The sequence below is a fragment of the Stenotrophomonas sp. GbtcB23 genome (assembly GCF_019091045.1).
GTDB classification, from domain to species: Bacteria; Pseudomonadota; Gammaproteobacteria; order Xanthomonadales; family Xanthomonadaceae; genus Stenotrophomonas; species Stenotrophomonas rhizophila_A.
Window position 1 is genome coordinate 32,407 of sequence record NZ_JAGXKC010000023.1, and the last position, 25,657, is coordinate 58,063.

Sequence of the window (25,657 nt, forward strand, 5' to 3'; positions counted from 1 at the left end):
ATCAGGGCGCGCCGAAACCGTGGCGGCGCAGGATCGCCTGGCCCTGCGCTGAGACCACGAACGCCACGAAACGGCGCGCTTCCGCCGCACGGGCGCTGTCCTTGATCACCGCCACCGGGTAATTGATCGGGGTCTTCAGCGGCACGTCGAAGGCACGCACCACGCGGCCGGGCGTGGCCTGGTAATCGCTGGCGTAGACAAAACCGGCGTCCACTTCGCCGCGCGCCACGTAATCCAGGGACTGGCGCACGTTCTGGGTGGTGATGGTCTTGGCGGTGATCGCCTCCCACAACCCGGCGTCCTGCAGCGCGGCGCGTGCATAGCGGCCCACCGGTACGCTGTCCGGATTGCCGATCGCCACCCGCTGCACGCCCTTCCCTGCCAGCGCGGCCAAGGATGCGGGGGCATCCCTGCGGCCCCGCGGCACCACCACCACCAGCTGGTTGGTGGCGAAGGTCTGGCGCGAATCGGTTTCCAGAAGTCCGCCCTTCGCCGCCTGGGCCATCGTTTCGGTATCGGCAGTGGCCAGTACATCCACCGGCGCACCGCGCGAAACCTGCTGCAGCAGCACGCCCGATGCGGCGAAGTTCAGATCGACCTTCGTTCCTGGATGCGCCGCCTCGTACGCGCTCGCGATGTCACGGAAGCTTTCGGTCAGGCTGGACGCGGCCGATACGGTGAGTTCGGCGGCGGTGGCCGGCAACGCGGCCACCATCAGCAACAGGCACAGCAATCGTTTCATCGGTCAGGTCCCGGAGGGTTGCGCCGATGATAGCCACGGCGGGATGCCCGCCGCGCGAAGACCGTTACCCTGCCTGCAGGGCGAAGTCCAACCCGGCGCGCACGGCAGCCACCTGTGCGGCGTTGCACTCCGCCGGCGTGGTCCGCGGGCTGTCCGGGTACACCTCGGTGGTGGTGGCGAAGCGGGCACTGGTGAACCCCGCGCAGGCGCCGATCGAGCGCGATTCGCCCCACACCACGCCCGGCGACTGCAGCGGCAGCCCGACCAGGTTGCCCTGCGCGTCGGCGGGGGCGATGTGGGTAATGGGGGCCACGGCGGCGATCAGGGCACGCTGGAAGGCCGGTTCCGGATTTTCGCTGTTGCCGATCACATAGAAGCCGTCGGGAATCGTTTCCGGGTGCCACGGCTTGCCATCGCGCGAGGCCAGCGCCGGGTCGAACTCATGCGCGTCGCTGTCGGTGGTTTCGTGCAGGTCCAGGTGCACCAGCAGGTCGTCGTTGCGGGCGGCGACCCAGTGCATGAGCGAGGCCGATTCAACGATGCGGCCACCGTCGCGGAAGCTGCGGTTGGGATCGATCGCATCGCGGTTCCAGCGCTGGATGCGTTCGTAGCCCCAGGGGCACACGCAGGGGGCGACGATCAGGTTGATGCGGCCGGCGTACTCCTGCGCGTGGTCGCGCAGGAACTGCAGCGCACCGTGCACGCCGCTGGTTTCGTAACCATGCACACCGCCGGTGACCAGTGCGGTGGGGAGCGCGGGGTTCCAGTTGCGGGTCTTGGCCAGCAGCAGTGGGTAGGTGTCGGTGATGGATTCAAGCTGGCCGTACTGGACGATTTCCAGTGCATCGGGCAGCGCATTCAAGGCGGCGACCACGTCGTTGGCGTAGTGGCGCTGCACGACCTGGCGCGCGCGCCATGCCGCACGTTCGGCATCGCCCCAGGGTTGGCCGGGGATACCGACGGGGTAGAAATGGGGGGTGGTCATGGGGCGCTCCTGAAACGGTTGCGCCTATTATCGCGCATGGCTGTTTTACGTGCGCAGGGTCATGGCTTTGACACGCATGGCTCGTTTACGTGCGCAGGGTCATGGCTTTGACACGCATGGCGTGTCACTACGATCCTTGGTCGCCTGGTTGGGGCCGGCGTTGCCGGCCCCTTTCCTTTTGACATTCAGGCGGCTTGTACTTCTTCGTAGCCGTTGAAGCGCATGTCGCTGGATGCGCGGCCCTGGGTCAGCGAGCGCAGCGAGGTGGTGTAGCCGGACAACTGCGCCAGCGGCGCGTAGCCCACCACTTCCGCACGCCCACCCTGATCCTCGATGGACGCGATGCGGCCACTGCGGCGGTTGAGGTCGCCCACCACGTCACCGACATTCACCGACGGCACGTGGATGGCCACTTCCATCACCGGCTCCAACAGGCGCGTTCCGGCCTGCAGCAGCGCGGCCTTCACCGCTTCGGCACCGGCCCGATGGAACGCCATGTCGGACGAATCCTTGGCATGGGTCTGCCCATCGACCAGCGCCACCTCGATGCCCACCACCGGATGGCCACGCGGCCCTTCCGACAGCGCGCTCCGCACGCCCTTCTCCACCGCCGCCACGAAACCGCGCGGGATCACCCCGCCTACGGTGCGGTCGACGAAATGCACCTCGCCGTCCCCGCGTGGGCTGACATCCAGCACCACCCGGGCGTACTGGCCCTGGCCGCCGGTCTGCTTGACCACCTTGCCTTCGATGCCACGCACCGCCTGCTTCAGCGTTTCCTGGTAGGCCACGCGCGGCGCGCCGGTGCGGACGTTGACGTTCCACTCGGTGCGCAGCCGTTCCACCATCACCTCCAGGTGCAGCTCGCCCATGCCCCAGACCAAGGTTTCGCCGCTGTCCGCTTCGGTTTCGACGCGGAACGACGGGTCTTCCTGGGCCAGGCTGGACAGGCCCTGCGCGATGCGGATCAGGTCGGCCGACTTTTCCGCAGTCAACCGCCACGCCAGCACCGCGTGCTGCGCCTGGATGGTGTCCAGCAACAGCGGGCGCGAGGGTGCACTGAGCGTTTCACCGCTCACCGCATCCTTCCAGCCCAGCACCGCCACGATGTCACCGGCCACCGCCTGCTTGATGTCGTGGGTCTGGTCGGCCTGCACCCGCACCAGCCGGCTGACCCGGCGGCCCTGCGCGTGCTGCGAACTGGCCAACGCATCGCCCACCTTCAGCGTGCCCGAATACACCCGTACGAAGCTCAATGCCCCATGGTGCTGGTGCGTGATCTTGAACAGCAGCGCCGCCAGCGGCCCATTCGGATCCGGCGGCAGGCTGACCTCGCCCGCTTCCTCCGTGGCCACCACGGCCGGCCGGTCTTCCGGCGCGGGCAGGTAGTCCACGATGGCATCGAGCAGGGTTTCAATGCCCTTGCTCTTGAACGCCGCACCCGCCAGTACCGGCACGCCGGCACCCTCCAGCGTGGCCCGGCGCAGCGCAGCGCGCAGCGCGGCGGGTTCCACCGCACTTCCGTCCAGCCAGGCTTCGGCCAGCAGTTCGTCGTGGTCGGCCACCGCTTCCACCAGTTCCGCACGCCGCGGCTCCCACTCGCTGTGCTCAGCGGTGGTCCACGCGGTGCGGGTCGGCGTGCCGGCGTCGTCCCACTGCACGGTGCTGCGGTCGACCAGGTCAACCCAGCCGTGGAAGGCGTTCTCGGCGCCCAACGGCCAGCCGAGCGCCCACGGCCGCGCCTGCAGCTTGTCCTGCAGCTGCGCCAGCACGCGCTCGAACGATGCGCCGATGCGGTCCATCTTGTTGACGAACGCGATCAGCGGCACGCCATGGCGACGGGCCTGGTGCCACACGGTTTCCGATTGCGGTTGCACGCCATCCACGGCGGAGAACACCGCCACCGCGCCGTCGAGCACACGCAGCGAACGTTCGACTTCGATGGCGAAGTCGATATGCCCGGGTGTGTCGATCAGGGTCAGGTGGTGGGTCGGTTCGCCGCGCGGCGCCCAATGCGCCTGCACGGCAGCCGCGCCGATGGTGATGCCGCGCTCGCGCTCGATCGCCGAGAAGTCGGTGGTGGCGGCGCCATCGTGGACTTCACCGACGCGATGGATCTCGCCGGTTTTCCACAGCAGGCGTTCGGTGAGCGTGGTCTTGCCGGCGTCGATGTGGGCAATGATGCCGAGGTTGCGCCGGAGGTTCTGGGTCTGGGTGTTCATAAAAGGGGTCTCGCTGCTGCCAACATCAGGGAGCCGCACGCCGCCGTTGGCTAACGGGCGTGCGGCCAGGTTTGGGGCTCGGCGATCTGGTGCATGGCACGTTCTCCTTGATGCGTGGTGTTACGGAACACTGAAACGAAAAAAGCGCCCAATGGGCGCTCTGTCTGGGGTCCTGCGGTGATCGAATCCGATCAGCCGCCAGAGGAGCCGCGAGGCAGACGCGCCCGTCCCGCGAAAGCGCGGGTGCGAGTAAAAAACGTCAGGAGCGGCATCGAGTTCATGGCGGTGGTTGAGAGGATCTGCGGCGAATTCTAGACCTCTGCGTACGGGTTGCAAGCGGTTTTTACTTCCACGGATAGAACACTGACGGCTATCTCTAGTGGATTATTACGCTGGCGCAAACTAACTCCCTCCGCCACGGTTTTTACATGCGAATAGGTCGCAATTGCATTGCGTGTCGGAATCCTTAGAATGGCGGGTCAACGTCGCTGTGCGACGACCCTGACGCTGGCAGTACATGACCCCCTCCCCCGCTTCGTTCCGCCGGTTGCGCCCCAACCTGCTTGCCCTCGCCTGCTGCATCGCCAGCGCCACCGCACCTGTCGCCTTTGCGCAGAACGCGACCGATGTGGATGCCGTCCAGGTCAACGCCTACCGCGCGGCCAACAGCACCAGCGGCGCCACGAAGACCACCACCAGCATTGCGGAAACGCCACAGTCCGTCGCCGTGATCGAACGCGCCGAACTGGATGCGCGTGGCGTGCAGTCGCTCAACGACGCCATGCGCTATGTAGCGGGCGTGAGCCTGGAAAGCAGCGGCATCGACAACCGCGTGGACGACTTCCGCATCCGTGGGTTCGATGCCGGCAGCTGGGCCAACAACGTAACCCTAGATGGCATGCGCGCGCCGCAGGGCAGCCAGTGGAACCGCAGCATGTTCGACAGCTGGAACCTGGAACGCGTGGAAGTACTCAAGGGCCCGTCCGCGGTGATGTACGGCCAGGTCGCACCCGGCGGCATGGTCAACCAGGTCAGCAAGACCCCCACCCCGGACGCGCAGCAGCTGCTGCGCCTGGGCGTGGATGCCAACGGCCAGTACAGCGCGGCCTTCGACATCGGCACCGGCAGCGGCGACAACACGCACCTGGCGCGTCTGGTCGGCCTGTACCGGGATGGCGACACCCAGATCAAGCACACGGCGCAGGAACACTGGTTCCTCGCGCCCAGCTACACCTGGCAGATCGCCGAACGCACCCGCCTCACCCTGCTCGGCATGTACCAGAAGGACGACGGCGGCTCCACCTACCAGTTCCTGCCAATGGCCGGCACCCTCAACGCCACGCCCCATGGCCACATGAAGAACAGCACCTTCATCGGCCAGCCGGACTGGAATACCTTCGACCGCACGCTGTGGACGGCGGGCTGGATGTTCGAACACCAGTTCAACGACCACCTTACCCTGACCCAGAACGCACGCCGCACCCATGTGGATTCGCTGTACCGCGGCGTGGTCACCTTCGGCGCGCTCAATGCCGATGGCCGCACCCAGAACCGGCGCGGCGTACAGGGCACCGGCGATTCCGACGGCGACACCTTCGATACCCGCCTGCAGGCCCGCTTCAGCACAGGCGCGGTGGACCACACCGTACTGCTCGGCTGGGACTGGCAACGGGCAGACTGGGAAGGCGTGCGCAGCGCGATGACCAATCCGCGCGCGATCGACATCTTCGATCCCGTTTACTACCCCTACCAGCCCACCGTCACCACCGAAACACCCACCGCCGGCATCAACCGGCAGAGCGGCGTGTACCTGCAGGACCAGTTGGCCGCCGGCCACTGGCGCCTGACCCTGGGCGGCCGGTATGACTGGACCAAGGACGACACGCTGAGCGCCACGCGCAACATCGCCACCGGCATCTCGCAACCGGGTGCGCACAACGTGATCAAGAACGAAGCGTTCACCGGTCGTGCCGGCGTGCTGTATGTGTTCGACAGCGGCCTGACCCCGTATGTCAGCTATGCCGAATCGTTCCAGCCCTCCAACAAGTCGCCATTGGACAGCTTCACCCAGACCGCGTTCGACAAGGTGACCGGCTCGCAATGGGAAGCCGGTCTGAAGTACCAGCCGGCCAGCGTCGATGGGCTGGTCACCCTGGCCGTGTACGACCTGCGCCAGCAGGACATGATTGTCGATGACCCCGTGGCCAGCCACCGCAACTGCGGCGCCACCGGCACGGCGGTCTGCTCGATCCAGGGCGACGAAGGCCGCGTGCGCGGCATCGAACTGGAAGGCCGCATCACGCCGATCGAGGGCCTGAGCCTGATCGGTGCGGCCTCGCGGATGGACTCGGAAATGCTGACGTCAGCGGCCTACAAGGGCAAGCAGCTGGCCATGGTGCCCGACTACAGCGCTTCATTCTGGGCCGACTACACCTTCCAGGCCGGTGCGCTGCGTGGCGTGAGCCTGGCGGCTGGCGCGCGCTACAACGGCGTGAGCTACGGCGACAGCGCCAACCTGTACCGCATTCCGTCCTACACCCTGTTCGATGCTGCGCTGCGCTATGACCTGGGCCAGCATGGCAACACGCACGTGCAGCTCGCGCTCAACGCCAGCAACCTGGCGGACAAGCGGTATGTGTCTACCTGCACCGGCGTGTCGTCCTGCTATTACGGCAGCGGGCGTACCGTGATGGCTACGGCGACGTTTGGCTGGTAATCCCAGCCGCGCAGGGCGTAGCGCTACACGGAAGGATCGGCGACGACCACCAGCGGCACATCGCGTTGCGGGTGCCGCAGCACCAGCACCGGCTGCTGGTACACCCGCTCGATGTGCTCGCGCGTCAGCACCTGGTCCGGCGTTCCATCAGCCGCCACCCTGCCCTGCTCCAGCAGCACGATCCGGTCGGCATACCCCGCCGCCAGGTTCAGGTCGTGCAGCACGACGATCACGCACGCGCCGCTGTCGGCCAGCTGCCGCACCGCACGCAGCGTCCGCTCCTGGTGCCGGAGGTCCAGCGCCGCGGTCGGCTCATCGAGCAGCAGCAGCGGCGTGTCCTGGGTGAGCACCCGCGCGAACGTGGCCCGCGCCGCCTCACCGCCGGACAACGTCTGCACCTCGCGCCGCCGCAACCCCACCATCTCGGCCTGGCCCAGCGACTGTTCCACCCGCGCCGCATCGCGCAACGCATCGGCCGGGTGCGGCAACCGTCCCATCGCCACCACCTCGTCCACCGTGAACGCGAAGCGCACTGCATGGTCCTGTGGCATCACCGCGCGCTCGCGCGCCAGCGCCATCGCCTTCCAGTGCGCGATCGGTTTGTCGTGCAGGATCACCTGCCCGGCATCGGCCTCGACGTCGCCACTGGCCACCGCCAGCAACGTCGACTTGCCCGCCCCGTTCGGCCCGACCAGCGCCGTCACCGTGCCCGGCACGAACCCCAGGTGGATGTCGTGCAGGATGGACCGCTCACCGAAGCGAACGCCCACGCCATCCAGTTGCAGGAACGGCGCGCTCATACCGTGCCGCTCCGGCGCTGGTGCAGCACCAGCCACAGGAAGAACGGTGCGCCCAATGCTGCCGAGAACAAGCCCAGCGGAATCTCCGCGGGCGGGTCCAGGGTACGTGCGGCGGTATCGGCGACCACGATCAACACCGCACCGGTCACCGCCGACACCGGCAGCAACCAGCGGTGCCCGGGGCCCACCAGCATGCGCACCACATGCGGCACCACCAGCCCCACGAAGCCGATGGAACCGGCGAACGCCACGGCCGCGCCGACCAGCAGCGCGCTGAACGCAATCAGCTTCAGCCGCGTGCGCTTCACGTCCAGACCCAGGTGCTGCGCCTGGCGCTCCCCCAGCGCCAGCATGTCCAGCGGCGTGGACAGCCGCAGCAGCGCGAACGTCCCCAGCACGAACACCGGCAGCGCCGCCGCCAGGTCAGCCCAGTCGGCCTGCGCCAGCGAGCCCATCTGCCAGAACACCAGCGACTGCAGTTCGCTTTCGCTGGCGATGTAGGTCAGGAACCCGATCGCCGCCGAACAGAACGCCGCCATCGCAATGCCTACCAGCAGCAAGGTCGCCGTGCCCGTGTTACGCCCGGGCCGCGCCAGCGCATAGGTGAGGCTGATCGCCGCCGCACCCCCGGCAAAGGCCGCCAGCGGCAGCGTCCAGCCGCCCACGCTGCCGGCGCCCAGCACGATGGCCGCCACCGCGCCCAGCGCCGCGCCCTGGGTCACCCCCACGATGCCCGGATCGGCCAGTGGATTGCCGAACAGCCCCTGCAGGCTGGCCCCGGCCATCGCCAGTGATGCCCCCACCAGCGCGCCCAGCAGCGCACGCGGAATGCGCAGGTTCCAGACCACCGCCATGTCGCGCTGGCTGACCTGCGCGGGGTCGAGCATGCCCAGCTTGACCGCCACCGCCTGCACCACCTCCAGCGGTGGCAGGCGCAACGGCCCGACCGCGAACGAAGCCAGGATCGCACCGAGCAGGGCCAGCGCCATCATCGCCAGCACCCATCCGCCTGCACGTCTGCGCGTAGCGCGTTCCATCACAGCGTCCTGCTCACGGCGACGGCAGTGCCGCCAGCGCCTTGGCCAAGGCCACCGCACCGCTGCCGGAGCCCACGCTGGCCGCCTTCAACTGCACGTCCGGCATCACCCACACCCGGTTGGCCGCGCCGGCCGGGGTCTGTTTCAACGTCGGGTAGGCCTTCCACAGGCCCGCCTCGCCACCGAACAGTTGCAGATCGTTTTCGGTCACCAGGATGACCTCGGGCGCTGCGGCCACCACGCCTTCATTGCTCAGCGCGGAATAGTTGGCCACGCCCGCTTCGGTGCCGATGTTCACGCCACCGGCCAACCCGATCAGCTTGCCCGAGGCACTGTCGGCGCCCGCCACGGTCGGCGCGCCGCCAGCCCCGGTCGCGGAAAGATGGATCACCCGCGGGTGCACCTTGCTGCTCGCCGCGATCGCGGCGGCTTCCTCCAGTTGCGCCTGTACCTGCGCTGCCAGCGCGTTGCCGGCTTCGGCCACGCCCAGCGCGGCCGCCACCTTGCGCACCTTGTCCGGCGCCGGCTGCAGGTCATCGATCACCACGGCCGCCTCACCGGCACCACGCAGTTTCTTCGCCAGCTCGGTATGCCGGCGCAGGCTGTTGCCCAGGAACAGCGTCCCTTCCAGGCTCAGCACGCCTTCCACACCGGTGGTGCGGTTGAACAGGAACTGCTTGGGGGCCTTGCGCCCTGCTTCGGTGGCCGAACGCAGCGGCGCGGCATACACCTGGCCGCCGAGGCCCAGCGCTTCGATCACCGCGATGACATCGTCACCGCCAGCCACGATGCGCGAGGCGTCTTTCACCGTGACCTGTTCGCCGTCGTCGGACGTCACCGTCACCGGAAGCACCGGCATCAGGTTGGTGCTGGAGGGCACATTGGCGCCGGCCAGGTGCAGCCAGCCCTGCGGCAGCGCGGCAGGCGATGATGCGTTTGCGTTGGCCGCCTTCGGCGCGGCTGCGGCAGGCGCTTCGGTTTCCGCGGGCTTGCCGCCGCAGGCAGTCAGTGCGGCTGCCAAGGCCAGCACCAGCAGATGCCGGCGCGCGGTCAGGGAACTGGACATGTCATAACTCCGTCAGGTGCGCGCAGGACCGCAGCCCCGCGCGCGGAATGCATCAGCGGCGGGTCGGGGTGATGCGGGTGATGCGGTCGCCCTTCGGGTCTTCCGCACCGCGCGACTTGTTGACCGCGAACACGTTGCCCTTGCCGTCTTCGCGGACGTGGTTCGGGAACGTGCCGCCGTCCAGGTTGCCGACCACCTTGCCGTCGCCATCCACCACGGTCACCGTGCCGGCACCACGATTGGTGACGTAGGCCAGGCCGGACACCGGTTCGAACGCCACGTTCAGCGCGCCCGCGCCCACCGGCACATCGTGCAGGACCTTGCCACTGGCCACGTCGACGATGAGCAGGTTGTCGGTGCCCTGCGAGGCCACGTACAAGCGGTTGCGCTTCGCATCGAAGGCTACGCCGGAGGCGCTGATCGAATTGCCCAGGCCGATGACCTTCTCGACCTTGCCGCTGGCCACGTCGATCACTGCCGCTTCCGGTGTCCCGATGCTCACCGTGAACAGCTTGCCGCTGGCTTCATCCAGCACCAGGCTCATCGGCACGAACTTCTCGTCGTCCACGCCGGATGCCAGCGTGATCGGTTCCAGCGCCTTGAAGGTCCTGGCATCGAACACCGACAGATGGTCTTCGCCAGCCGCCGACGCGAACACCTTGCCACGCTTGGCATCCACCACCACGTCACGCGCATGCGGCACCGCGCCCACCGGGAACTGGTGCACCAGTGACAGATCCGACTGGCGGTACACCGCCACCGTGTCCTGGCGGGTGTTGCTGACCCACACGTTGCCGTTGGCATCGTCCACGCCCACGCCATACACCGCAAACACGCTACCGCCCTTGGCATCGGGCACCTGTGCCGGCGTGATCGCCTTGACCACCTTAAGCGTCTTCGGGTCCACCTTGAGCAGCTGCGACTGGGTCACCGGCGGGCGGCCCACCGCCGAGGTCACGAACAGCGCGTTGCTGCCCGCGCTGTAGGCGCTCTGGTACAGCCCCTGCACCAGCTTGCCGGAACTCTGCTCGAATGCCTGCTGGCCGCTCAGCGGCAGGTTCGGCGACACCCGCAGGGCGACGACGGTCGCAGCAGCCGGCTGGCTGGCGCGCACCACCACCGGGTGCTGGCCGGGCACGGCGTCGGCCGGGATCTGCACGCTGGCCTTGAAGTTGCCCTGTTCGTCCACCACCACCGGCGTGGCGTTGAGCACGGTCTCGCCGCGCAGCAGCGTCACCTGCTGGCCGGGTACGAACGCGCGCCCGGTCACTTCAGCGGTGCTGCCGGGAATCACGTTCTCGTTGCGGGCGCTGACCTTGCCACGGAAGCCGTTGGCCGGCGCATCGAACACCGGCTGTGCGGACACCGCGCCGTTGGCCAGCGACAAGGCCAGGGCCAACGCGGCAACGCGTGGGAGGGAAATCAATCGGGACATAGCAGACTCCTTCTGTAGGGGCGCGCCAGCGGCGCGTGTCACAAGGGTTGCCTTGGCAGGGCCGGATCGGCGCAGCCTGGGTAAGGAAAAATCAATCGGCGCTCTTGTCGGCCACGCCGTACAGCGCCGCCAGCGCTGCTTTCAGCGAAGCCGGCAGCATCGGGCCGTGGCCCAGGCCAGGAAATTCGCGGTACGTCACCTGCAGCCCGGGCACCTTGGCCAGGCGCGCGCTCAGCGCATGCGCGGCATCGGGGGTGGCACCAGCGATGCGGCGCAGGTGCGCCACCACGCGCGGGTTGCTCATGTCACGCACGCCGCGGTTGCCGCTGCGCTCGTCGCCGCCGAGCATCAGCCACAGCTTCGCCGGCGCGGGGTGGGCGATGAACTCCTGCTCCATCGCGCCCTGCGGCGCGCCCTGGCTCCACCACAAGGAGGGGCTGGCGCTCACGTACTGCTGGAATGCGGTCGGCTGGGTGTACAGCGTGCTGAGCACGAACAGCCCGCCCAACGAGTGGCCCCAGAGCGACTGCTGCTGCGTGTCCACCCGGGCGCGGCGCTCCACCTCGGGCTTGATCCGCTGCTGGATGACCTCCAGGAACGCCTTGGCGCCGCCGCCGCTGGACTGGGACGTGCCGTTCTCATCATCGGCCGTATCCACCCACGCGGTGTAGTCGAGCGTGCGGGCGGGTGAATCGATGCGGAGGTCGTTGTCGTAACCGATGAACACCAGCACCGGCGCGGCATGTGCGGCCAGGTCGCTCAGCATCGCCTGGTCGAACACCATGGCCGCTGCGTTGCCATCCAGCATGTACAGCACCGGCGCAGGCGCGTCTGCCCCGCGCACAGGCACGCCGACGTTGACTCGCCAGCGCCGCGCAGGCTCGCCGCTTTCAATCACGAAACGCTCGAACCGATAGCTCTGCGGCGGTTGGTCCAGTACGGTCTCGCCGACCTTCTGCAACGGGTTGCGTTGCTGGGCGGCAACCGGCGCCATCGCGACCACGCCCAGTACTGCGGCAACGCCAGCGTTGCGCAACCACGGAGAGAAATCGGAAATCAGACGGGAAAACACGACGGGCACGACCCAGGGCAAGACGATCGCCCCAGTGTACCCGAAATGCGAATGGGTATCACTTGCTTCGTGAACACCCCGCAACGGCACCCGATTGTTGATCGTGACTCGACCGCAACGGTAGGTCACCACCGTAGGTTTCAGCGGCAGCGGTAGGTCACGACCGTAGGTCTCAGCGGCAACGGTAGGTCACGACCGTAGGTCTCAGCGGCAACGGTAGGTCACGACCGTTGGTCGTGACCCAACAAACGGAAAGTCCGGCCCAAAGGCCGGACTCCGGTCATAGCGTTGCTGCAGCAGCTTATTCTTCTTCTTCCTGCTGGCCGCCCTGCTGGTTGCGCTCGCCCTTCTGGTTCTGGTCCTGCTGTTGCTGCTGGCCCTGGCGCTGCGGGTCCTTCTGGTTCTGCTGGCTCTGCTGGCCCTGCTGCGGATTCTGCTGGCCCTGCTGCGGATTCTGTTGGTTGCCCATCATGCTTCTCCGGTAGACGGCGTCGAAAGCGATGCCGGTGAGCCAACACTAGGGACCGCCGCGTTACCGCCGCGTGCGCTGACGATGCCGCGCGTCGACGGAAAACGCATGTACGTAAACAGTTCAGAACCGAACCTGTATGTCGTCACGCTGTTGTCGCACTCCGCATGGATCAGGGATCCGCATCGAAGATCACCGTCACGTCACCGCGATACGTGCTGCCGGGATGGTCCAGCATCGTTCCCACCGCCTCGCCGTTGACGGCAAAATGCAGCCTGGAGGGGCGGCGGATGATGAAACTGTCGGCGGTCATCACAGGCGGCGTCATCGTGGTGGTCAACGCAATGCCAACCGCCTCTGCCCCCGACGATGCATCGCGGAAACCTGGCAGGGTCAGCTGGATATCGAGGGGCGCGTCGGGGGCATCCACGGTTTCGTTGCGGATCCCACAGCGACCATCCGGGCGCGCGTGCTGGCACTGCAGCGAGACACTGAACTGCCCAGAGCTGCTGATGCTGAAGGGAATCTCGCGCTCCAGCGCCTTCGGCACGACCCCATGGTCCGTCCACTGTGTCCACCCGCCGCGAGGGGCAAGCACGGCGCGGTCGCTCCCTGCCGGAACCTCCAGCTGGAACGCATGCTGGATCTCCAGCTGGAAGTGCACGTTGACGATGTTGTCATCCAACTCAACCCCGTTGCCCAGGTCGAAGTCGGCACCCTCGCCCGTACCGCCCACGCGGAACGAGGTCATTCCGGTGTAAACCCCGCTGCGCATGGCCAGCGGCGCAGGCGTGGTCAATTGGTAGGTGAAGTCGAACTCGGCGATGGCGTAGTTGTTCGTATGCAGCCAGTGCAGCGCGCAGGCCAGCACGCCGTCGCCCCGGTCCTGGCGAAGCCACAGGCGCATGACGCTCCGGTTGTGTGCATTGGTGTTGCTCAACGCCCGGTTGCAGTTCCTGGCGGCGCCCGTGGAGGCAGGCTCGGTGGGCCCGTCGCCATCCTGGTCGACCAGGCGCAGCGCAGCGCCAATGATCTTCACCCCCAGATCGAACGTATGCGTTCCATCGTCGGAGGTGACCGTTACGGTACGCGGCCCCGGCATGCCGATGTAGAAGCTGTCACGCCCATAATCGTTCGTGCGCACGCCCTGCTTGGTGCCCCGCACCTTGGTGTCGATGCTCCACCAGTCGTTGTCGATGCATGCCTGCAGGTGCACGCTGTTGCACACCCCCGACCACGGCGTCGTGTTGACGAACTCCCGCTTGTTGGGGTCATTGATGTCCGGCTTGAACTCCGCGGTGATGTAGATGTCGGCGGCATGGGCGCCAGCAGCAGCGGCAGCCAACGCAATGGCTGCCGCCGCGCGACGCACGCCACGCAGCAAGGTGGAGGGGGAACGTTCAAACATCACGGCATTGCTCCTGCAGCGGGTGCAGCCGACGACGACTGCGCATGTCCAGGGGAGGTCGATGGGCACTTGAGGATGCCGGCCATCCACGTGTCGCCCTGCGGGCGGGTGGTCGTGCCGTCCAGCGCAAAGGTGCAGCCGGTCACCCTGGGGTGGCGGACTTCCAGGCTCGGCACCCTGGCACTCATCTCCAGCGCGAAGAAGCCATCGGCCTCCGCCACGCTGCGCCCGGCATGGTTGATGACGTGGGCGCCGGCCAGCGGCTGCCCGGCGGCATCCTTGAGATGGCCCATCACGGTGAAGGTGCTGAGCACGTCCACCTTGCCGTAGGCCACGCCTCCCTTGTTGAGGTGATACTCCAGCGTGGCCGGCTGGATGCTCGCAGCCGGCGCGGCGCGCCCATGGAAGTCGACCTGCAGGGCGCCGGTGCGATACGCAGTGACCGGCAGGAAGTTGCGGCCAGGGTGGAGCGCGTAGGAGCCACCGCGGCTGTCGTATGCGCGCAGCTCCACATCGGGCAGCTCGGAGCTCACGTCCACGATCATGCCGGTATCGACACTGCCGACCTGCCCCGCACCTGCGATGGCAAGCTTGCCGCCGCCCATGGCCAAGGTGCTTTCCAGGTTCAGGCCGCCACTGACGGTGCCGCCCAGCGACGAGCGCTGCGCATGCACGTCGCCGCGCAGTGCAGGATGCTCGAACTGCGCGTTGCTGCTCAGGCCCAGCCCATCGCTGTCCAGCGTGGCCTGGCCGGCGACACTGCGCAGCAGACCCTCTTCATAGGTCTGCTGTACCCCCGCGCTGGCGTACAGGCTGCGCCCGCCATCGGTGGCGGTGCGGCTGCCAAGGCTGCCGCTGTAGCGACGCCCCTCCTGGCCCAGCGCGATGTTCAGGGTGAAGTCGACACCACGGTTGCGGCGCGTGCCGCTGCTGGCACTGGCCGGGCGGTCGAACACCGCAGCGCGCCAGGTTGCGTCGCTGCCGAACAGGGTCTGGCGACGGCTGAAGGACAGGTCGAGCCCAACGCCGTTGCTGGTGCCACTGTGATGCGACACGCGCGCGGCAACGTAGCTGCTGTCACCGAGGCGATGGTTCATGCTCAGCGCACTGGTCTGCAGCCAGCCCGAGCGGGTCTGCGGCAGCTCGGCACCGGGCGGCAACGGCGGGTAGGCATCATCACCGGGGCGGCGACGCTCCTGCCAGCTGCGGTTGTGCGAGGCGATCACGGTGCCTTTGCCATGGCGCCACATGCCTTGGAGATCGACGCCATTGCCGTGGTCGCCGCTGTAGGCGTTGGTATGGATATTGGCACGGTCGTTGACCTGCCAGTCCAGCGATCCAGCAACGGCATTCCCGCCATCCAGGTGCTGGGCAGACAGGCCGAGGATCGCACGCGGATGGGCCAGGTAATTGACGATGCCGCCTGCGGCAAAGGCGCCGGCATCGGGGTCCTCCAGGGTGTCCAGCAGGCTGTGCTGGACACCGGCGAACGCGCTGTAGCGCCAGCGGCGGCTCGGGTCGCGCCAGTTGCCCGGCTTGTGGATCACCGTGGTTTCACGCGAGCTTTCGCGTCCATCCTCGATGACCCGCAGTTCGACCTCGTAGATGCCGCCCGGCAGGCGACGGGTATCCAGCTCCTGCAGGCCCGGCTGCAATGGCTGGGTCTGGATCAGGCTACCGTCGCGGAACACCTCCACGGTGCCCTCGCGGTTGGCGGTCACGTATACCGGATACAGGCTCGGTGCGCGCGAATCAATGGCCAGGCTGTCCGATGAGCCGGCCATCATGCCCACGGTGGTGTGGCTGAACGAGCCGGGCGCACGCGGCTGGCGGGTCACGCCCTGGAAGTTGGGCAGGAAGTAACCCACGCGCAGGAAGTTGTCGCGGAATTCGCGTTGTGCGTAGAGGCTCTGCACCGACTGGCGCAGCTGCCCGGCTTCATCACTGCTGCGGTCGACCTGGTAGTTGCCGACCAGCGTCCAGTGTCCCAGGCTGCCCTGTGCGTCGAGCGCGTAGCGGCCGGCCGTCGCCACGCCCTGCCCTGCATAGGCGTTGAGCTGGTGGCGCAGGATCAGGCCGCGACTGCCGTCTTCAGGCAGCGCGAGGTGGCGCTGCTGCGTGGCGGCGCGCCCACCGTTTTCGGTGGCGATGGAAAGCAGCGAGCTCTCCAGGCTGTAGTGAAGCCGCACCAGGCTGTCATTGCAGGCCTGTTCGCAGGCGCCCAACGGACGCGGTGGAGCCAACGCCTTCAACCAGCGCTCGCGTTCGGCGGCCGGTTCGGTGCTGTCGTGGCTGTCGGTAAACTCCAACAGCGACAAGGTATTGTCGCGGGTCAGCACCGCACGGGCGTCGCCCAGGTACTGACCATCGCGTTCGACCCGTACCACCAGGGGTACGTCGAAGAAATGGTCACGGAAGTCATCGGGCAGCCCCCCTGCCTGGTCAAGCAGGGTGAGGCTTTCCAGTGCCGCAGGCGCAGCCTGCACTGCTGCAACGCTGCAATGGAGCATGACGGCGGTGGCGAGGGGAAGCAGACGCGGTGACATGGTCATTCCTGTGCATGAAGAAGGGGCGCGAGCGCGCCCCTCCTGTGGCAGCCGGAGCTGCCGGGGTGAAACATGCGCAGCTGCGCGATTACGGGGTGCCGCTCTCGAACATCATGAAAACGTTGCCTTGGTAGGTGCCCTGCACGTAGCTCTCGCCGGCCGGCGCAGCGGCGGTGATGGCAACCGCAGCGCGCTTGCTCGCGGCGGCTTCGGTCGCGGTGGCCACTTCAACCGCGTTGGCGGCACCGACCTGCAGGTCCTGGCCGGCAACGGCCACGGTCAGGTCGATCGCGTTGCCGGCGCTGGTCAGCATGGCTTCGGTGGTCAGGTAGGCGTTGATGGCGCCCAGGCCGCTCTTCATGTCGACCTGCTGCAGGATCGGATCCAGGCGCTGGGTCGCGATGTTCCAGCGCATGTTCTGGGTCTGGCTAGCCCAGTCGCCGACCGGCGAGATCTGCAGGCCGGTGGCGGACGGCACCGTGGCTTCAACCGTCACCTGGATGGGGAACTGCTCGGTAGCGGCCATGGCGGCAGCCGGGGTCAGGATCAGGGCAGCCGCAGCGGCCAGGACGGTGGTCTTGAGGTTCATTTTTCCTGCATCTCCAACGGAAAGGTGTCGCCTGGAGTCCGGCGACGGGACGACGGTTCCGGGCGGAACCTAGCGGGTGAGCAGGACGTCCTTGCGGCTGTCCCCCTCAACGATCTGGAAGCGGTGCAGATGCCCGGCACTGCGAGCGAAGCGTTCGGTGCGCCCTGGCAGCAGGTGCACCTTGCGCGACGGGGAGCACTTGGCCGCCTTGTCCTGCGCACTGCACTGGCGGATGTCGTCGAGCACCACCGTGGTGTTGCCGGCATTGCGCAGCTGCACGTGGCTGTCGTGCGTTTCGGTCTGCACGTCGTAGCGGGGCTGGTCGGGATGCACGATCACGAATACGCCATAGCCGGTCAGCACGTTGACGCCGGCCGAGAGCTTGTTGCGGTAGTCATCACGCTGCGCGTCGGTCAGCGCGAATTCGTCTTCGGACTGTGGCAGCACCGGCACGAAGCGCACGCGGTAGTAGCGTTCGGTGCTGCGATCCCCCTGCACCAGCAGGCGCGTGGCCTGTTGGCCCTGCGCCGGCACGATCAACCGCGACGGGCTGGCAATCAGCCCGGCGGCGGCAGCGGTGCCCGAGGTATCCACCGGGATCTCCTGATGGGTGCCGTCCGCGGCGTAGCGCACTTCGCTGATCTGCACACGGACGAACGCCGTGGCATCGCCGGTATTGCGCACGCGCTTCAGCAGCGCCCCCTTGCCCGGCTCGGCATATTCGTACATCGCCCCCACATGGATGCTGGGAGCGGCAGCCTGGGCCGGATGAGGCGATGCCGTCATCGCCATCGCCATGGCTGCCGCCAGCGCGGTGATCAGACGCTTCATCAAAGGAACTCCTGTTGTTGACGCGTCGATTGCATCGCCGCGTTGAATGGGGGCAGCTTAAAGTTCTGCTACGCCGCGCCACATTCAATATTCCTCAATGCGCTACTGCAATTTGTTGTAGCGGCGCCCAAACGAAAACGCCCCGCTGATGAGCGGGGCGTCTGCTGCTTCTCTTCACTCTGCTGCGCGCATATCGCTACTGGGCAGCGTCCTGCTGCCACTTGGCGACCTTGGCCCGTGTCTGCGCCAGCAACGCATCCAGCGCCTTGCGGTCATACACGTGGCCACGCAGCACCACGGTGTTGATCGCGCGTGTGGCCTGGATATCCTGCAGCGGGTTGGCATCCAGCAGCACCAGGTCGGCGGCCTTGCCTTCGGCGATGCCGCCGTAGCGGTCCAGCGTACCGAACCACGACGGACCCGCACGGGTTGCCGACGACAGCGCCTGCGCGGGAGTCAGGCCTTCCTTGACGAACAGGGCCAGCTCGTCATGCAGGCCGATACCGGGATAGTTGAAGGAATTGAGGAACCCCGCGTCGGTGCCGGCCATGACGGTCACGCCCGCCTGCTGCAGCATCGGCAGCACGGCCGCCACCTGGTGGTACTGCTGGTGGCGCTCGGCGATCTGCTCTGGACCCGCCTTGGCAGCACGTTCCACCCGCCACTGGTAAGTCGCCTGCAGCTTCGGGCCAATGTAGGCCAGGTACGGATCGTTGGCGTGGTCATCCTGGTCCAGGAAGTCGAGGATGCGGCCGCCGTTGAGGGTGGGCGTGACATACACGCCCTTCGCCGCAAAGCCACGGTAGGCGGCCATGGCAGTGTCACGATCAAAGCCGGCATCAAGCCGGCGATTGGCCTCGGCGCGATCGATGCGCTTGGCGGCGAAATCGGCGGCAATGGCCGCCTCGTCCCTGACCCCGGCCTTGTAGGCGTAGTCCAGATGCTCGATCGAGCTGATGCCGGCATCCACCGCCTGCTGCACGGTCAGCGCCATCGGGATGTGCCCGGACGCGCGCAGGCCATTGGCACGGGCGCCACGCACTGCCGCCAGGAACAGGGGCGGGGTCAGGGTGCTGTCGGTGATCTTGACGAAGTCGACGCGGTCGCGCTTGAGCTGGGCCAGCGCGGCATCGAGGTCGGCCGGGCTGCCGACCTCCAGCGTTCCCTTCCAGACCGGCTTGATGCCTTCGATCTTGGCGCCCGAACTGAACAGCTGCGGGCCTTCCAGGCTGCCGTCGGCAATCTGGCCACGCCACTGCAGCACCTGCGTGGGCAGGTCGCCGGAACAATCACGGATGGTGGTGATGCCATGGGCGATGTACAGCGGCAGCAGCGCCTTGTTCTCTTCGACCAGCTCCGGTCCGCCGCCGAAATGCACGTGCATGTCCCACAGGCCGGGAATCAGGAAGCGGCCGTTGCCATCGATGCGCTGCGGCGCCTTCCAGGCCTTGGCAATGCTGCGGTCGTCACCCACGGCGACGATGTCATTGCCGCGCACCACCACCGCCTGGTCGGCATGGGTGGTGGCATGTTCGACATCCACCACGGTGGCACGCCGGATGATCAGGTCGGCCTGTTCGGCGGCGAGGACGCAGGGCGCCAGTGCAAGCAGCACCGGGACGGCAGACAGCACAATGGGTTTCATGGCAACGTGGCAAAAAGGAGTACCTCCGCACCATACGGCGCGAAGGCATCCATTCACCAGTTAAATTTCGTCATGACGCGCATTACGGAATCGAATGCGCTCAGACCTCGCCCTGCATGGCCGGACGCGCCTGCACCTGCGCCAACCAGGCCGCCACGGCGGGATACGCGTCCACGCCAGCACCGACGTAGGTGCCATAGCCGACCACCTGCGCCACCACCAGGTCCACCAGCGAGTAATCGCCGCCCAGCATCCAGGGCTGCGATCCCAGGCGATCTTCCAGCAATCCCAGCAGCTCGGCCGCGCCCTGTCCTGCGGCGGTGGCCTGCACACTGTCGCGCAACGGACCTTCGCGGGTGGCCAGCATCAGCCGGTTGATCATCGCCGCGTAGGTCACATAGGCCCACGCGCACCACGACAACGCCTGCAGCCGCTCCGGGGTGTCGGCCGCCGGCCACAGCCCGCGCGCCACGCCGAAGCGGTCACCCAGCCACAGATGGATGGCCAGGCCCTCGAAGATCGGCGTGCCATCCACCACCAGGCACGGCACCTTGCCGTTGGGATTGATCGCCAGGTACTCCGGGGTGCGCTGCTCGCCATTCCGGATGTCGATCCGCACCCGGTCATGGGCAACCCCCAGTTCGGCAAGCGCGCAGGCGACGGGGGTGGCACTGGACATGGGATGCCAATAGAAGACGACGGACATGTGGAACTCCTTGTGGGTTGTCGGTGTGGAAAGGTGCGCCGCCAGGGGGCCTTGCACCGTGGCCACAGGCTAGCCACCATTGCGGACAGATCCTGTCCTCGACAGGCGCGATGCTGCCGCCCATGCTGACCACCTCCGCTCGACTGCTGCGCCTGCTCTCGCTGCTCCAATCCCGTCCGCATTGGCCGGGCAACACGCTGGCCGCGGATATCGGCGTGCATCCGCGCACGCTGCGCCGCGACATCGACCGCCTGCGCGAGCTGGGCTACCCGATCCAGGCCAGCAGTGGCGTGGCCGGCGGCTATGCGTTCCGCGCCGGGCGCGCATTGCCGCCGCTGCTGCTCGACGATGAAGAAGCATTGGCCGCTGCGCTGGCCCTGCGCACTGCAGTGACCGGCACCATCAGCGGCATCGAGCAGACCGCGATCACCGCACTGGTCAAACTCGAACAGGTGATGCCGGCCCGGCTGCGACGCCGGCTGGATGCATTACGTACCGCGATCCTGCCGATCGACCAGGCCGGGCCCATGGTCGATGCCGGGCTGCTGGCCACCTTGGCCGGCGCCTGCCGCGACCAGCTGCAGCTTCGCTTCGACTATGCCGACCGCCAGGGACAGCCCAGCCAGCGTCTGGTGGAACCGCAGGGCGTGGTGCATGCCGAACGGCGCTGGTACCTGGTGGCCTGGGACACGCTGCGCGTGGACTGGCGCACGTTCCGCATCGACCGGATGACCAGTGCGGCAGAGGTGGGCGCGCACTTCCGCCCGCGCCCCTCGCCCGCCAATGGCGACCTGCGCGCGTTCGTGAGCCAGTCGCTGTCGCTGGGGCCCTACGGGGACGAAGCGCGGGTGATCCTGCACGCGCCCATCGACATCGTGCGCGAACGCATACCGGCCTCGGCGGGCATGCTCGAAGCGGTGGATTCACAGCGCTGCCTGCTGCGGTGTGGCGCGCACCCGCAGGGCGCGGTGGTGTACTGGCTGCTCGCGCTGGAGCTCGAATTCGAGGTACTGGGCCCGCCTGCGCTGCACGCGATGATGCAGGCCGCGGGCGCTCGCGTGGCGCGCAGCCTTGCACGCAGCGGGGCCGCCGCTGGCTAGGCATCCGCGTGCATGCTAGAACAGGCACCATTGGTTTTCTGGATACCGCCATGCCGCCCAGTGCACAATCGCATCGCACCCTGTTCGAACTGGACCTGCTGCGGGCGATGGTGATGGTGGCCGACTGCGGCAGCTTCACCACCGCCGCCACGCGCCTGCATTCCACCCAGTCCACCATCAGCCAGAAGATCCGGCGGCTGGAGCAGTTGGCCGGGCACCCGCTGCTGGTGCGCGGCAACCGCGATGTGCACCCCACCGATGCCGGGCAGACACTGCTCGGCATCGCGCGCCAGATGCTGGCCCTCAACGACCAGATGGGCGAAGCACTGGCCGGCGCCACGGTGGCGGTGACCGTGCGGCTGGGCGTGCCCGAAGACTTTGTCAGCCCCCGCACCACCGCCCTGCTGGGCCGCTTCACCCGCCGCCACCGGCAGGTGAAGCTGGAAGTCACCAGCGGCCTCAGCCGCGACCTCGCCAACGCCTACGACCACGGCGAGCTGGACCTGGTGCTGGTCAAACAGCGCCGCAACAGCCGCCAGGGCGTGGCCTGCTGGCATGAGCCGATGCGCTGGGTGGACAGTGCACGCAGCCCCTGCATCGGCATGGACCCGATTCCGCTGGTGACGTTTCCGCCGCGCGGGCTGTATCGCGATGAGTTGATCGCTGCCGTGGAAAGCATGGGCCGGCGCTGGCGGATCGGCTTCACAAGCTCCAGCCTCAGTGGCATCCAGGGCGCGGTGGCCGACGGCATGGGCATCAGCCTGCTGCCAGCGCGTGCCATGACCCGCGAACACCGCGCGCTCACCGCGCGCCAAGGCCTGCCGCCCATGGACGGCATCGAAATCGCGATGCTGCACCGTGACAATGCCGATCCGCTGGTGCTGGATCTGGCGTCGCAGTTCGCGCGACTGCTCGATCGCGAAAAACGGTGACGCGGATGCGCGCAGAGAGTGACGCACCTCTCGTACCGAGCATAGGAATAGTCCTAATCTGACATCAGACTATCTCCGCTGCGCGTTGAAGCGGTAAGAATGGCGCAAATCCCACGATTGCGTGCCTCCTTTGTCTCGACGCCATCCAGGCCCCGCATATAGACCGCTGCTGCCGTCCGTACTCAACATCGCCCTGCTGGATGACCACGATGTGGTCCGGCATGGCAGTTATGTACACCTGTCCACCGACCCGCGCTTCCATGTGGTCGGCAACCACGCCCACACCAGCTCCCTGATCAGCACCTTGCAACACCACCTGGTGGACGTGGCGGTGGTGGACTACACGCTGGGCGAAGGCGACCTGCAGGGCATGGAGCTGCTGCGCATGCTTCGACGCCGGTTCCCGCGCGTGCGGGTGTTGATGTTCTCGGCCAACGTACATCACGTGATGATCTCCAACACCATGGCCGCCGGCGCTGCGGGCGTGGTCTCCAAGGGCGAGTCACTGGAAGCGCTGGCGCGCGCGGTCACCCGCGTGGCGGCCGGGCACACCCATGTGCCGGTCAACTACCGCGACGAACACGCCGAACACCGGTTGTCGCAGAGCGAGCGCGAAGTGCTGCAGCTGTGCCTGAGCGGCATGACCGTGACTGACATTGCCCTGCAGCGCAACCGCAGCATCAAGACCATCAGCACCCAGAAGCACGCGGCGTTCCGCAAGCTCGGCCTGCGCACCGACCGCGACCTGTTCACCCTCCGCCATCAGCTGGCGGTGTGGTGAGCGGCAACTGGACCTGGGCCGGCGCCTTGACCGGGGTGCTGGTCGGCCTGCTGCTGCCTGTCACCGCGGGCAGCAGTGCCGAACCGCGGCTGGTCAGGGTGGCTGCCGACCCCTCCCAGCATGGCCTGCTCGCCAACGACAACCGCGCGGCGCGCGACATCAACCTGATCACCGGCTATGCGCAGCTGGTCGCCGAACAGGCCGGACTGGAATTCCGCGAGCAGCCGGTGGAATCGGCCACCGCCGCGCTGCAGGCGATCTGCGACGGGCGCGCCGATCTGATGCTGCTGCTGGGCCCGCTGGACAACGCGCCCTGCACGGCGTTGGCCGCATCACCGGCGTATTACCGCGGCCAGACCCTGATGGCCAGCCGCCACGCCCAGGCGCACCCGCCGGAGTTCGCACACCTGCGCCGGGTGGCGGTGGTTCGCGGCACCCGCCTGGCCGAATGGCTGGGCGCCTACCACCCCCACCTGCAGGTGGTGGACCTGCCCAGCCTGCGTGAAGCGCTGTCCGCCGTGGAAGCCGGCGTGGTGGACGCGGCACTGGACCTGGATGTGGCAATGCGCCCCGTGGTGCGCCGCGACTTCGGCAACAGCCTGCTCCTGCACGGCGGGCCATCCACCTTGCCAGGCAGCCTGCACCTGGTGGTGCGCCACCGCGACCGCGCCCTGCTCGATCAGATCCATCAGGCGATGCGCTCGATCAGCCCGCAGGAACACGCGATGCTGATGCAGCGCTGGACCAAAGCCACGTACCTGAGCGGGCCGTCGCTGCAGGTGATGTCGCAGCACTTCCGCTGGGAACTGCTGGCCGGCGCGCTGATCCTGCTGGCCCTGCTCACCGCCGGGGTGTGGATGCGCGTGGCACAGCAGTCGGCGCGGCGCAGCGAGCGCCAGCAGGCGCGCTTCATCGCCGTGATGAGCCACGAAGTCCGCAACGCCGCGCAGGCACTGGTCACCTCGGTGGATCTGCTGCACCAGTCGGGCCTGGACCAGGGCCAGCGGCAACTGGTGAACGCCGCACGCAATGCGGGGGCCGGCCTGCGCCATCTGCTCGGCCACGCGCTGGACTATTCACGGCTGGCCACCGGCGAGTACCACCCCACCCCCGGCTGGCAGGACGTGCGCCAGCTGGCGCGTGACTGCCTGGCGGTGGCCCGCCCTGCGGCCGAGGCCAAAGGCCTGGCCATCACCCTGCTGCAGGACACCGACCCGCTGCCCCGGATGTGGCTGGATGGTGACGCGCTGCGCCAGGTGCTCAGCAACCTGCTGGGCAACGCGGTGAAGTTCACCGACCTGGGGCACGTCGACGTCACCCTGTCGCTGCACCTGGACCAGGACAGCGCACACCTGGGGCTTGCGGTCCGCGATACCGGCATCGGCATCCCGGCCGCGCTGCACGACACCGTGTTCAAGCCTTTCGCGCAGGCGCACGACAGTCATTCGCGGCAGATGGGCGGTGCCGGGCTCGGCCTCTCCATCTGCCAGGATCTGGTGCGGGGCATGGGAGGCACGGTGCAGCTGCGCAGCGCCCCCGGCGAGGGCAGCTGCTTCGAGGTGCGGTTACCGGTGGTGATCGAAGCCACCGGCCCCTGCGCGGGGGAGCAGCCGCTGGCCGGGCGCACCCTGTTGCTGGTTGAAGACCACGCATTGAATCGCACGGTGGTCTGTCGGCAGCTGGAGACGCTGGGCGCCTCGGTGAGCAGCTGCGCCGACGGCGCCAGCGCACTGCACTGCCAGGCCGCCGAACCCTGCGGCATCGTGCTGCTCGATTGCGTGCTCGACGACATGAGCGGTTACGAGCTGGCCGTCCAACTGCGACAACTGGAGCGCCGCCACGGGCGTACGCCGGCCGTACTGGTGGCAGTGTCTGCCAATGATTCGGCCGCGCACGTGGAACGCTGCCTCGCCTGCGGCATGGACGCGGTGCTGTGCAAGCCGCTGGATATCGGCCAGCTGCTCCGGGCATTGCAGGTGGAGACGCAGGGGAACACAGAGCGGCTGGCAAGCCCGACCAGCAGCGCAACCGACCCCATCTGGACCGAGATCCTGCAATCGCTGCAGGAAGAGCAGATGGCGCTGCATGACGCCCTGCGCGACCGGGCCGCCACCGCGCTGCGGCACCACGCGCATCGGCTGGCCGGCGTGCTGCAGATGCTGGGACGACCGGATCTGGCCGCGATTGCCGGCGACCTGCACGAACTGGACCTGGACGAGCCCGGCGACTGGCTGGATGCCGGGCGGCTGCTGGGTTACCTGCGCCCGGCCCTCGCCGGCCTGGCAGGCGGGACGATCATTTCAGCTGCAGGGGATAGCGCTGCCACAGCACGTGCACCAGGAACCCGGTGAGCTCGGCATCCTTTGCGCTGATCGCCGCACGGATCTTGTCCAGCAGCACCATATCGCTGCAGGTGCGCACATCGGCGTGGTCAGCCTGTCCGGCACGGCGGGCCCGGTAGCGGGCGGCACGTTGGGCATCGGTCATGGCGTAGCCGAACGTGGGCGGACGGCCGCGCTTGCGCGGCAGCATCAGCTCCAGGGTGCCGGGGTCTTCTTCATCACGCATGACGGAC

At 67.7% G+C, this 25,657-nt stretch carries 21 protein-coding genes; 5 read left to right on the forward strand and 16 right to left on the reverse strand.

The window, feature by feature from the left end; translation table 11 throughout:
* Position 1: 1 nt before the first annotated feature.
* The 3 genes from modA to fusA all read right to left on the reverse strand — a co-directional run bounded on the left by modA (position 2) and on the right by fusA (position 3,949).
* Positions 2 to 742, reverse strand: a complete 741-nt coding sequence (modA, locus tag KVS69_RS11265) for a molybdate ABC transporter substrate-binding protein (RefSeq protein ID WP_217538100.1) — start codon at positions 740 to 742, stop codon at positions 2 to 4.
* 64 nt (positions 743 to 806) lie between these two features.
* Positions 807 to 1,727 (reverse strand): M14 family metallocarboxypeptidase, encoded by a 921-nt coding sequence (locus KVS69_RS11270; protein WP_217538101.1) that lies wholly within the window; start codon positions 1,725 to 1,727, stop codon positions 807 to 809.
* 185 nt (positions 1,728 to 1,912) lie between these two features.
* Positions 1,913 to 3,949, reverse strand: coding sequence for an elongation factor G (gene fusA / locus KVS69_RS11275; RefSeq protein ID WP_217538102.1), 2,037 nt, complete (start codon positions 3,947 to 3,949; stop codon positions 1,913 to 1,915).
* A 517-nt stretch (positions 3,950 to 4,466) separates the two neighbouring features.
* Between fusA and KVS69_RS11280 the strand changes: the two genes are divergently transcribed.
* Positions 4,467 to 6,665 carry a TonB-dependent siderophore receptor gene (locus KVS69_RS11280; protein ID WP_217538103.1) on the forward strand — a complete coding sequence of 733 codons (2,199 nt, stop codon included), beginning with the start codon at positions 4,467 to 4,469 and terminating at the stop codon, positions 6,663 to 6,665.
* Between the two features lie 23 nt (positions 6,666 to 6,688).
* Here KVS69_RS11280 and KVS69_RS11285 read toward each other — a convergent pair whose 3' ends face one another.
* The 12 genes from KVS69_RS11285 to KVS69_RS11340 form a co-directional block, all read right to left on the reverse strand.
* Positions 6,689 to 7,465, reverse strand: coding sequence for a heme ABC transporter ATP-binding protein (locus KVS69_RS11285; protein ID WP_217538104.1), 777 nt, complete (start codon positions 7,463 to 7,465; stop codon positions 6,689 to 6,691).
* On the reverse strand, positions 7,462 to 8,502 hold the full coding sequence (locus tag KVS69_RS11290; RefSeq protein WP_249834270.1) for an iron ABC transporter permease: 1,041 nt from the start codon (positions 8,500 to 8,502) through the stop codon (positions 7,462 to 7,464). Before KVS69_RS11290 ends, KVS69_RS11285 begins: the two co-directional genes overlap by 4 nt.
* A gap of 13 nt (positions 8,503 to 8,515) precedes the next feature.
* Entirely contained in the window at positions 8,516 to 9,568 is a 1,053-nt protein-coding gene (locus tag KVS69_RS11295; protein WP_217538105.1) for an ABC transporter substrate-binding protein, read from the reverse strand.
* Between the two features lie 52 nt (positions 9,569 to 9,620).
* A complete protein-coding gene (locus tag KVS69_RS11300; RefSeq protein WP_217538106.1) occupies positions 9,621 to 11,003 on the reverse strand; it encodes an ATP-binding protein in 1,383 nt (460 codons plus the stop codon).
* Positions 11,004 to 11,094: 91 nt separating this feature from the next.
* Positions 11,095 to 12,075, reverse strand: coding sequence for an alpha/beta hydrolase-fold protein (locus KVS69_RS11305; protein ID WP_345776806.1), 981 nt, complete (start codon positions 12,073 to 12,075; stop codon positions 11,095 to 11,097).
* A gap of 301 nt (positions 12,076 to 12,376) precedes the next feature.
* Positions 12,377 to 12,544, reverse strand: a complete 168-nt coding sequence (locus KVS69_RS11310; protein WP_217538107.1) for a hypothetical protein — start codon at positions 12,542 to 12,544, stop codon at positions 12,377 to 12,379.
* 172 nt (positions 12,545 to 12,716) lie between these two features.
* A complete protein-coding gene (locus KVS69_RS11315; RefSeq protein WP_217538108.1) occupies positions 12,717 to 13,952 on the reverse strand; it encodes a hypothetical protein in 1,236 nt (411 codons plus the stop codon).
* Positions 13,952 to 16,498, reverse strand: a complete 2,547-nt coding sequence (locus KVS69_RS11320) for a TcfC E-set like domain-containing protein (protein WP_254622141.1) — start codon at positions 16,496 to 16,498, stop codon at positions 13,952 to 13,954. The genes KVS69_RS11315 and KVS69_RS11320 overlap by 1 nt, the downstream gene beginning before the upstream one ends.
* 88 nt (positions 16,499 to 16,586) lie before the next feature.
* Positions 16,587 to 17,087: a CS1 type fimbrial major subunit gene (locus tag KVS69_RS11325; protein WP_217538109.1), complete on the reverse strand. Its 501-nt coding sequence runs from the start codon at positions 17,085 to 17,087 to the stop codon at positions 16,587 to 16,589.
* Positions 17,088 to 17,156: 69 nt separating this feature from the next.
* Positions 17,157 to 17,918: a CS1 fimbrial subunit B flags: Precursor gene (locus KVS69_RS11330; RefSeq protein ID WP_217538110.1), complete on the reverse strand. Its 762-nt coding sequence runs from the start codon at positions 17,916 to 17,918 to the stop codon at positions 17,157 to 17,159.
* Between the two features lie 196 nt (positions 17,919 to 18,114).
* Complete coding sequence (locus KVS69_RS11335; RefSeq protein WP_217538111.1) at positions 18,115 to 19,563, reverse strand: amidohydrolase family protein; 1,449 nt, start codon at positions 19,561 to 19,563, stop codon at positions 18,115 to 18,117.
* Between the two features lie 100 nt (positions 19,564 to 19,663).
* Positions 19,664 to 20,269 (reverse strand): glutathione S-transferase family protein, encoded by a 606-nt coding sequence (locus KVS69_RS11340; RefSeq protein WP_217538112.1) that lies wholly within the window; start codon positions 20,267 to 20,269, stop codon positions 19,664 to 19,666.
* Between the two features lie 122 nt (positions 20,270 to 20,391).
* Here KVS69_RS11340 and KVS69_RS11345 point away from each other — a divergent pair, with 122 nt between their 5' ends.
* The 4 genes from KVS69_RS11345 to KVS69_RS11360 all read left to right on the forward strand — a co-directional run bounded on the left by KVS69_RS11345 (position 20,392) and on the right by KVS69_RS11360 (position 25,433).
* A complete protein-coding gene (locus KVS69_RS11345; RefSeq protein WP_217538113.1) occupies positions 20,392 to 21,369 on the forward strand; it encodes a transcriptional regulator in 978 nt (325 codons plus the stop codon).
* A gap of 50 nt (positions 21,370 to 21,419) precedes the next feature.
* Positions 21,420 to 22,301 carry a LysR substrate-binding domain-containing protein gene (locus KVS69_RS11350; RefSeq protein ID WP_217538114.1) on the forward strand — a complete coding sequence of 294 codons (882 nt, stop codon included), beginning with the start codon at positions 21,420 to 21,422 and terminating at the stop codon, positions 22,299 to 22,301.
* A 130-nt stretch (positions 22,302 to 22,431) separates the two neighbouring features.
* A complete protein-coding gene (locus tag KVS69_RS11355) occupies positions 22,432 to 23,082 on the forward strand; it encodes a response regulator transcription factor (protein WP_217538115.1) in 651 nt (216 codons plus the stop codon).
* The gene (locus KVS69_RS11360; RefSeq protein WP_217538116.1) at positions 23,079 to 25,433 is read left to right on the forward strand and encodes an ATP-binding protein; all 2,355 of its coding nucleotides are present in this window, start codon (positions 23,079 to 23,081) and stop codon (positions 25,431 to 25,433) included. Before KVS69_RS11355 ends, KVS69_RS11360 begins: the two co-directional genes overlap by 4 nt.
* On the opposite strand, the gene KVS69_RS11365 is transcribed toward KVS69_RS11360, so the two are convergent.
* Positions 25,378 to 25,650, reverse strand: coding sequence for a hypothetical protein (locus KVS69_RS11365; RefSeq protein WP_068851817.1), 273 nt, complete (start codon positions 25,648 to 25,650; stop codon positions 25,378 to 25,380). The two genes, KVS69_RS11360 and KVS69_RS11365, sit on opposite strands and share 56 nt — an antisense overlap.
* Positions 25,651 to 25,657: the final 7 nt, after the last annotated feature.